Below are 7,724 nucleotides of genomic sequence, written 5' to 3'. Positions count from 1 at the left end.
TCTACAATCATGAACGGCCCCACGGATCCCTGGACGGCATGACGCCGCAGCGCTACTGGGAAACCTGGACGCAAGAAAACCAATTAGCTATCGCATAGACGCTGGACTGCTATCGGGGGCCCAACCACTAACTCTCATCACCCGCGACGGCCTCATCGACGCACTCGTCTGGAAACGATTCAGAGCAGCCGACGGAACCACGAACTATCTCTTAATCGACACCGACATCCTTTACATCTGCGTCCAGAACCTCACGGAGAAGGAACGCGGATACATCGATACAGACTCCGGCGACGATCGCCGTGGACCAACTGAGAGGCACCACAATGAACACACCCCCAGCCGGATGGCATCCCGACCCCGAAGGCAGCCAGCAGCTCCGCTACTGGGACGGTCAACAGTGGACCAGCGCGACACAACCTATGCCCGCCGCCTATACCCCGACGCCAGAGACGCCCGAGCAGGCAAAGAATCGTAAACGTCAACTTCTCGCGATCGCGATCGTCATTGTCGGCTTCCTGGTCATCGTTGGAATCTCGAAACTGGACCTAGGAAAGAATGACGAGAACACCACCGCCGCGGAGACCACAACTACAGAGGTGGTTGCGTCAACAACCCGCGTGCCCGCGACAACGCGATCCACGGTCGCTGCACCCGCACCACCATCTGCGACACCGATGTATGTTGTGACAACGGATAACCCTGGTAGACCCGAGTACATGACTGCAATTGTTGCCAAATTGCCAACTCAGTCCGAACTAGAGAACATTCTTGCTGAGATTCGAAGCGACTATTTGCAAAAAGATGGCGGTTATCATGTCGCCTTCGATTGCTCATCCGAGATGGAACCAACTGCCGCCAGCCGAATTGCGAATGGCAAGTTTGCAGTTGGACGCATTGGCGCAGCACGCACAGGACTCTCCGTAGGCGGCAGTGAAGTTGAGATGCTGACAAACCCTAAGTGCGCGGGTCCCGTCCCGGACGTGCCAGCCGATGCGGTGTCAGCGGACGACGTTCTGCTGGCAATCCGAAATGCTGGGCTTCCGGTGATAGACCCACGAGTCAACACGACCTTCTGCCTGGAGAGCGGTTGCGTCAAGCTCATTACGACTGACGAGTTTTCGATCTACCAGTTCGCGGACATCGAGAAGGCAAACAAGTTCTCGACGATCTTTCCCTCGTATCACCAAAACGGGCTGATCTTCCTTCGCTACACACAAGATGGATCGGACCCCACTGATCCCTCACTGATTCCCCAGTACAACGCCGTTCTCGATCAGGTCATGGGCGGTTAGCCGTGTAGGAGTTGGGGGAGAAACCGTTGGACGTCAACTTCGATGACATTCTGGCGGTGCGGGTGGCATTGGTCTACCCCGTTAAAGACCATTGCTCGTGTGCCGACCTCGGCAATCTCTCGTGTCGCGCCGCGTCATCGGATAGGCGGCTGCGGATCGGAGTTCAAGACATCGATCGACGCGCGGTGCCAGCGGGCGATGTACTTGTCGGCCAACAACTCCGGGTTCCTATACACGTGTTCGATGAACCAGTCGGTCAGTCCGTCCCAATGCTGGTAGTCGCCAGCTGGTGTGATTGTCCATCCAAGTTCGTCGAGGGTCCAGTGCCCTTTGGCGGAGTTGCGGAGCATCGAGGTCGTTGCCCAATTCGTGTCGTCGTCGGCGCCGCCGCGTGCGATCGGCACGAGGTGATCGATGGTGGGTGAGAGTTCCCAGAACGCGAAGTGCGTCGCGGTCATCAGCCAGTTGGGGTGAAATGGGAAGTCCTCCGGCATGGTCCGCGAGAGGACTCGCAGTGCCCCGGGATGTACGAGCCGGGTACCGGAGTATCGGTCGATGAATCCGTCGCGGATGAAGATCCGTAGCGACTGTCGAGGTGTGTAGTTCCGGGATGTCGTCACGGGCGGTGTGAACGGGTAGTCCTGTCCGATAATGCGTTTGGCGGCGCTGATGTCATTGCCACTCAACGCAGCCGCGACGCGGCTGAGGACATCCGCTCGGGGTTCCTGCGATGGAGCGGGGATCGGGGTGTTGTCGTCGCCGTTGTCCACGGTGGCGAGCGTATCGAACGGGCGGGTTGATCGCTGCGGTGGCAACGGCTGTTTCATGGGTGGTCTCCGAATGGCAGTTCCGCCGGTGCGGTTGTGCCGTTTCGCTGCGGAGCTGTCAGCCGAGCAGGGGTGCCAGTCTGGGGTCGTCCGCCCAGCGTGGGCCGAGGATACCGATCGCGGACCACAGGGACAGTGCCGGTGTGGATGGCCCCGATAGTTGTAGAGGGTCGCCATTTTCGAAGACGAGGGTCACGTTCCAGCCGTGCAGGTCCGGGTAGAACTCGCTTACTCCACTGAAGTAGAAGCTGAGCCAACCGCGGACGCGGGTGTGGCACAGGAAACGGTGGTTGGTCACGATAACCGAAACGTGCTGGTGTTCACGCCAGGTGACTTGGGCGTTGCGCTGTGCTGCTCGTTTGCGTGCGCTGTTGCCGATCGCTGAGGCGGCGAGAGCGCCGACGACGAATGCGGGGTTGCCGAACGCGAAGGTGGAATTGCGGAAGTAGGTTCCGTCTCCTCCCCAGAGACGCGCGTACGTCGCTTCGGTTTGGAGGATGGCGAATTCGTTGTGACCGAGCACGATTCCGTGCAAGGCCATCGCAGGTGGTGTGTGTCCGGCGCGAGCCTCGCGTGCGGCGAGCTGCGCGTACTGCCACCAGTGTGCGGATTGCTCGGCGGCAGCGGCGCGTGCTGCTTCTATCTGCTTCCCTTTGGCCACGTCGAAATACTATCTACTGCACGGTGGCGGTGGTCGGAAGCGCGGCGGGCGCCGCAGGTGTGCGCAGGAACGCCGGTCCCCACCAGTTTGCGTTGCCCATCAACGTGACCAGGGCCGGGACGAGAAGCATCCGCACCAGGGTGGCGTCGAGTGCGAGGGCGATGATCATGCCGATTCCGATGAAGCGCATCGGGGTCAGCTCGGAGAGTGTGAAGGCGCCGGTGACGAGGATCAGCAGGGTGGCCGCTGCGGTGACGACTCGGCCGGTGCGTGTTGCTCCGATGAGGATCGCTTCGTCGGTGCTCGCTCCGGCGTGTTTGGCTTCGACCATGCGGGAGATGAGGAACACCTCGTAGTCGGTGGAGAGTCCGAAGACGACGGAGATCACGAGGACGACCATTCCGGCGGCGAGTGGGCCTTCGCTGACGCCGAGCAGGTGGGAGAGGTGTCCGTCGTAGAAGATGAGGGTGAGGATCCCGAAGGTTGCGCCCAGGCTCAGGAACGCCACGGCAATTGCTTTGAGGGGCAGGACAATCGATCCGAAGGCGAGCAGCATCAGTAGCAGGGTAGCTCCCGCCATGATGGCGATCATCACGGGAAGCCAGTCGATGATGGCGTCGACGCCGTCCGCAGTGATCGCACTCAGGCCGCCGATCTGCAGGTCGACACCGTCTGGGGCGGGGAGGCCGCGGATGTCTTCGACTGCCGTCATCGCAGCTTGTGATCGATCGGGGACCGACAGCTGCGCTTGAAGGACCGTGACCGTTTCATTGGCGCCGACGACGGCGACATTGGTGACGCCGTCGACAGCGGCGACGGCGCCGCGCAGTCCGGCGATCGCATCGCTGGGTGGGGCGGTGTCGTCTGCGCCGGTGGCGAGGATCAGGACGCCGCTGTTGGCGGCGGGGAATGCGGCGGCGACGGTTTCGGCGCCGATCCGAGCCGAACTGCCCGGCGGAAGGGCGGTGTGGTCGACGTCGCCGAGTTTGATGCCGGTGACCGGTGCCGCGAGGAGCAGTAGGGCCGTGATGATTGCGGCGGCGATGACACCGGGGCGGCGTAGGACAGCTGAGGTGACCGTGCCCCAGAAGCGTTGGGCTCTGGCCTCGCCGTGTTCGAAGGCGTCGGTGCGCCAACTCCACGTGCTGATGCGGTGGCCGAGCAGCGCTAACGCCGCCGGGAGCACGGTCAGGGACATCGCGGCGGCAACCGCGACAGCGGACATGGCGCCGAAGCCCAGGGATTTGAGCATCGACTGTGGGAAGACGAGTGTTCCGGCGAATGCGCACATCAGGAGCAGTGCGGAGAACGCGACGGTGCGTCCGGCGGTGGCCAGGGTGCGGGTGATCGCAGTGGCGGTGTCGGCGCCCTCCCGGGCGAGTTCTTCGCGGAAGCGGCTGACGATGAAGAGGCCGTAGTCGATGGCCAGGCCGAGACCGAGGAGCGATGCGATGTTGACGGCGAAGACGTTGACGTCGACGAACTCGGAGATCAGGCGCAAGGAGGCCAGCGCACCGAGGACGGATAGGGCACCGACGAGGACCGGGAGGGAGGCGGCGACGAGCCCGCCGAAGACGAGGACGAGCACGGCGAGAGTGACAGGCAGGGACAGTGATTCGGCGAAGACGAGGTCACGTTCGGACTGGTCGTTGATCGCTGTTGCAAGAGCGGTGAATCCGGTGACGTCGGTGTCGATGCCGGGGACACGCAGGTGCGGTTCGATCTCGTCGAACGCGGCGATACGTTCGTTCTCGTCTCCGGCGGCGAACACGACCGCCAACGCCTGGGCGCCGTCGTGCGAGCGGAGGTACGGGGCGGCGGCGGGGGTGTTCCAGTAGGTCAGGACCGGCCGGTCGAGGATGGCGGGGTCGATCGAGTCGAGACTGCGGCTGATGTCGTCGCCGATGTCGTCGAGGGTGCGCCCGTCCGGAACGGTGTACACGGCAACGGCATCGGGTGTCTGCCTGCCGAAATGTTCTTGCACGATGCGTTCGACCTGCATGGACTCGCTGCCGGGGTCGGAGTAGCCGCCCGCGCCGAGTTTGTTCATCACCGTCGATCCCCACGCTCCCGCGATGAGGACGAGCGCGACGGTACCTAGCAGGATCGTCCAGCGACGTCGAAGGATCACTCTCGCCCACACGTTCACGAGCGCTCACTTTCGGTCGTGGGAGCAGCTGCGAGGGCGGCGACCAGGTCGGGGTAGAGCGGGGTGAAGACACCGAGATTCGCGGCGCGCGGGTATTCGGGGTTGGCGCGATGTCCGGCGAGGTAAGGGAGCCGCGATCGCCCGAAGTAACCGCCACCGCGGGCGCGGGGTGTGATCGGGGTGAGAGCGTCCGCGAGGACGGCGTCGAGGTTGCGCTCGAAGAGGGTGTGGCAGGCGCGCAGGCCGCGCACCATCACGTCCTGGAAGCCGCCCTGAGGATCGATCGGAAAGTCCTCGGTGTCGAACACGGCTCCGGTGTCGATGCCGGTGTCGATGGCGTGCAGGGTGGCGCCGTAGGTCGTTTCTCCAGCGAGGATGGCATGCACGATCGCGATCTCGGGCAGTCCGCGGTATGTGGGCAGGGGGCCGTTGTGGACGTTGTAGATCCGCAGGTCCGAGCCGACGAGTGGAGCCCGCAAGATGGTGGGATTGTTGATGGAGAACACCACGTCGTCGGTGGCGGCGCCGCGGAGGATGTCGTAGTCGTTGTTGACGTCGTCGGTGCGCAGGATCCGGTGATTGCCGGAAACGTTTTCCTGGTCGTCGACACAGACGAGATCGACAGTGTGCCCGGCAGTGTCGGCGGACCGGACGGCGCGCCAGAGCAGCGATCCGCCGCCGATGAAGATCACGAGTTCACTCCTGCGCGTGCGGCGCTCGCGGCGGCGTGGACGCGGCCGAGGGTCAGGTGATGGAGCAGGCCTTCGAGTTGGGCCACGAAGACCGGTTCCGCTGCTGCGCCGACGACGGTGCGGGAGACCTTGGCGAGCATCTCCACCGAGGCGAGGGAATCGCCGCCGAGGGCGAAGAAGTCGGAGTCGGCGCTCAGGGTGTGAACGTCGAGGCGCAGGACGTCGGCCCAGATCGTGGTGATCGCGGTCAGGTCGTCGTCGACGTCGGGGTCCACAGCGGCCGGTGCTTGTGCGGTTGCCGGTGCGGGGGATGCGCCGGGCAAGCGGGAGGCGTCGAGTTTGCCGTTCGCGGTCAGGGGCAGCTCGTCGACGAAGTGCAGAGTGGACGGGATCATGTAGGCGGGCAACCTCTCCGCGAGGAAGTCCCGGACCGTGGTGTCGTCGGAGTGGTCGGCGATCACGTAGGCGACGAGAACGTTTCCGCCGCCCTCTCGCGCGCGGCCGAGGACGACAGCGCGGCTGACACCGGGGCAGTGCTCGAGCACCGATTGCACTTCGCCTGGTTCGACGCGGTTGCCGCGGATCTTGACCTGGTGATCGGCGCGACCCACGAAATCGAGTTCACCACTCGGCAGGAGCCGAGCGAGATCCCCGGTGCGATAAGTGCGTTCACCGCTCGGCAGGTGCACGAAGCGTTGCGCTGTCAGCTCGGGGCGCGCGAGGTAGCCGCGGGCGAGCTGCGGACCACCGAAGTACAGTTCGCCGACTTCCCCTGCCGGTACGGGCCGTTGGTGTTCGTCGAGCAAGAAGACCGGGGTGTTCGCGGCGGGGTGTCCGATCGGGATCGACGGCGCCGCCGGGTCGGGGGAGCCGATGACGTGGGAGGTGCACACGATGGACAGTTCGGTGGGGCCGTAGCTGTTGAGCAGGTGCGCGTCGGGGCCGAAGAACGTGCGTGCTTTCGCCGCGAGCGCGGGGTGCAGTTGTTCGCCGCCGATGATGACGGTGCGCGGGGTGGGAACGTCGATCTCCAGACGCACGATGACCTCGAGCAAGCTCGGGGTCAGCAGGAAGGTGTTGGCGCCGGAGTCGCGCAGCATGGTCTGCAGGGTGAGGTGGGAGATGTCGTCGGGGATCAGGGTGACGGCGCCGCCGGTGAGCAGGGGGCTGAAGAACGCTGCGCAGGCCATGTCCGCTGCGGGGGTGTGATAGTGCGCGAAGCGGGTGTTGGGGCCGAGTTTGTACCAGTCGCTGGCGGATTCGAGGTAGTTCACGATCCCGCCGTGGGGGACGAGTACGCCTTTCGGTCGTCCGGTCGATCCGGAGGTGTAGGTGACGAAGGCGATGTCGTCGGCGGTCACCGGGACGTGGACGGGTTCGTCGGTGTCCTGGTCGATGTCGTCGACGACGACAACGTCGATGTCGGTGCTGACGAGATCGCGTAGGTGTGGCCGCGTCAGCAGCAGCGCCGCGCCGGAGTCGGCGACGGTGTCGGCGAGACGGTCGGCGGGGTGTTTGGGGTCGAGGGGCAAGAATGCGGCCCCGGCCCGCAGGATCGCCACTTGCGCGACCATCCCTTCGACGGATCGGTCGGCGAGTACGGCGACGATCGATCCGCGGCCGATGCCGCGGCGCAGCAGCTCGGCGGCGACAGCGTCGGCCCACCAGTCGATTTCGGCGTACGTGTACTCGCCGTCGGGGGCGACGACGGCGACGGCGTCGGGGCGGGTGCGGACCTGCAGTTGGAACAAGCTGTTCACGTTCTGCCGGTTCGCCGGGCCGTTGATGCCTCGCGCTGGTGGAGCGGGTAGGGCGGCTGCGGGATCGAATTCGGCGACGATCCGATCGAGAAGCACCTCCAATCGTTCTGCGACACCGCGGCCCGCCCGGCAGGAGACGGTGATCTCGGTGCGCGTGCCCGACTCGACGACGACGAACGAGATCGGCACCAACCCGGTGTGCACCGGCAGTGCCCGCACCGCGGTGGCCGCGAACCCAGGCGCCGACAGCGCCGCAAGGTCGATCTTGCCCGCGTGGGAGACGATCGCAGAGACCAGGTTTCGGTTCGCGCGAGCACCGAAGGCATGCACGGACGCGAGG

The 7,724-nt window shown here is 64.7% G+C and carries 6 protein-coding genes; 1 reads left to right on the top strand and 5 read right to left on the bottom strand.

All coding sequences use genetic code 11. From position 1 onward, the window contains the following. Nucleotides 1–326 precede the first annotated feature (326 nt). Nucleotides 327–1,295: a DUF2510 domain-containing protein gene (locus J1M87_RS26365; protein WP_206492654.1), complete on the top strand. Its 969-nt coding sequence runs from the start codon at nucleotides 327–329 to the stop codon at nucleotides 1,293–1,295. 134 nt (nucleotides 1,296–1,429) lie between these two features. Here the strand turns inward: J1M87_RS26365 and J1M87_RS26360 are convergent, their stop codons facing one another. The 5 genes from J1M87_RS26360 to J1M87_RS26340 all read right to left on the bottom strand — a co-directional run. Next, complete coding sequence (locus J1M87_RS26360) at nucleotides 1,430–2,122, bottom strand: HNH endonuclease (RefSeq protein ID WP_241257487.1); 693 nt, start codon at nucleotides 2,120–2,122, stop codon at nucleotides 1,430–1,432. 58 nt (nucleotides 2,123–2,180) lie between these two features. Next, nucleotides 2,181–2,783, bottom strand: coding sequence for a hypothetical protein (locus J1M87_RS26355; protein ID WP_206492653.1), 603 nt, complete (start codon nucleotides 2,781–2,783; stop codon nucleotides 2,181–2,183). A gap of 13 nt (nucleotides 2,784–2,796) precedes the next feature. Further along, the gene (locus J1M87_RS26350) at nucleotides 2,797–4,932 is read right to left on the bottom strand and encodes an MMPL family transporter (protein ID WP_206492652.1); all 2,136 of its coding nucleotides are present in this window, start codon (nucleotides 4,930–4,932) and stop codon (nucleotides 2,797–2,799) included. Next, nucleotides 4,929–5,624 (bottom strand): formyltransferase family protein, encoded by a 696-nt coding sequence (locus tag J1M87_RS26345; RefSeq protein WP_206492651.1) that lies wholly within the window; start codon nucleotides 5,622–5,624, stop codon nucleotides 4,929–4,931. The genes J1M87_RS26350 and J1M87_RS26345 overlap by 4 nt, the downstream gene beginning before the upstream one ends. Beyond that, a partial coding sequence (locus J1M87_RS26340) for a non-ribosomal peptide synthetase (protein WP_206492650.1) occupies nucleotides 5,621–7,724 on the bottom strand: 2,104 nt, incomplete at its 5' end. The genes J1M87_RS26340 and J1M87_RS26345, both read right to left, overlap by 4 nt.

The sequence above is a fragment of the Rhodococcus sp. KRD162 genome (assembly GCF_017168335.1).
GTDB lineage: Bacteria > Actinomycetota > Actinomycetes > Mycobacteriales > Mycobacteriaceae > Rhodococcoides.
This window is presented reverse-complemented; position numbering and strand designations above follow the sequence as displayed.

What these genes read in the sequence shown, in the direction of transcription:
- J1M87_RS26365 (WP_206492654.1), top strand. Translation starts at nt 327, where the DNA reads ATGAACACACCCCCAGCCGGATGGCATCCCGACCCCGAAGGCAGCCAG.
- J1M87_RS26360 (WP_241257487.1), bottom strand. Translation starts at nt 2,122, where the DNA reads ATGAAACAGCCGTTGCCACCGCAGCGATCAACCCGCCCGTTCGATACG.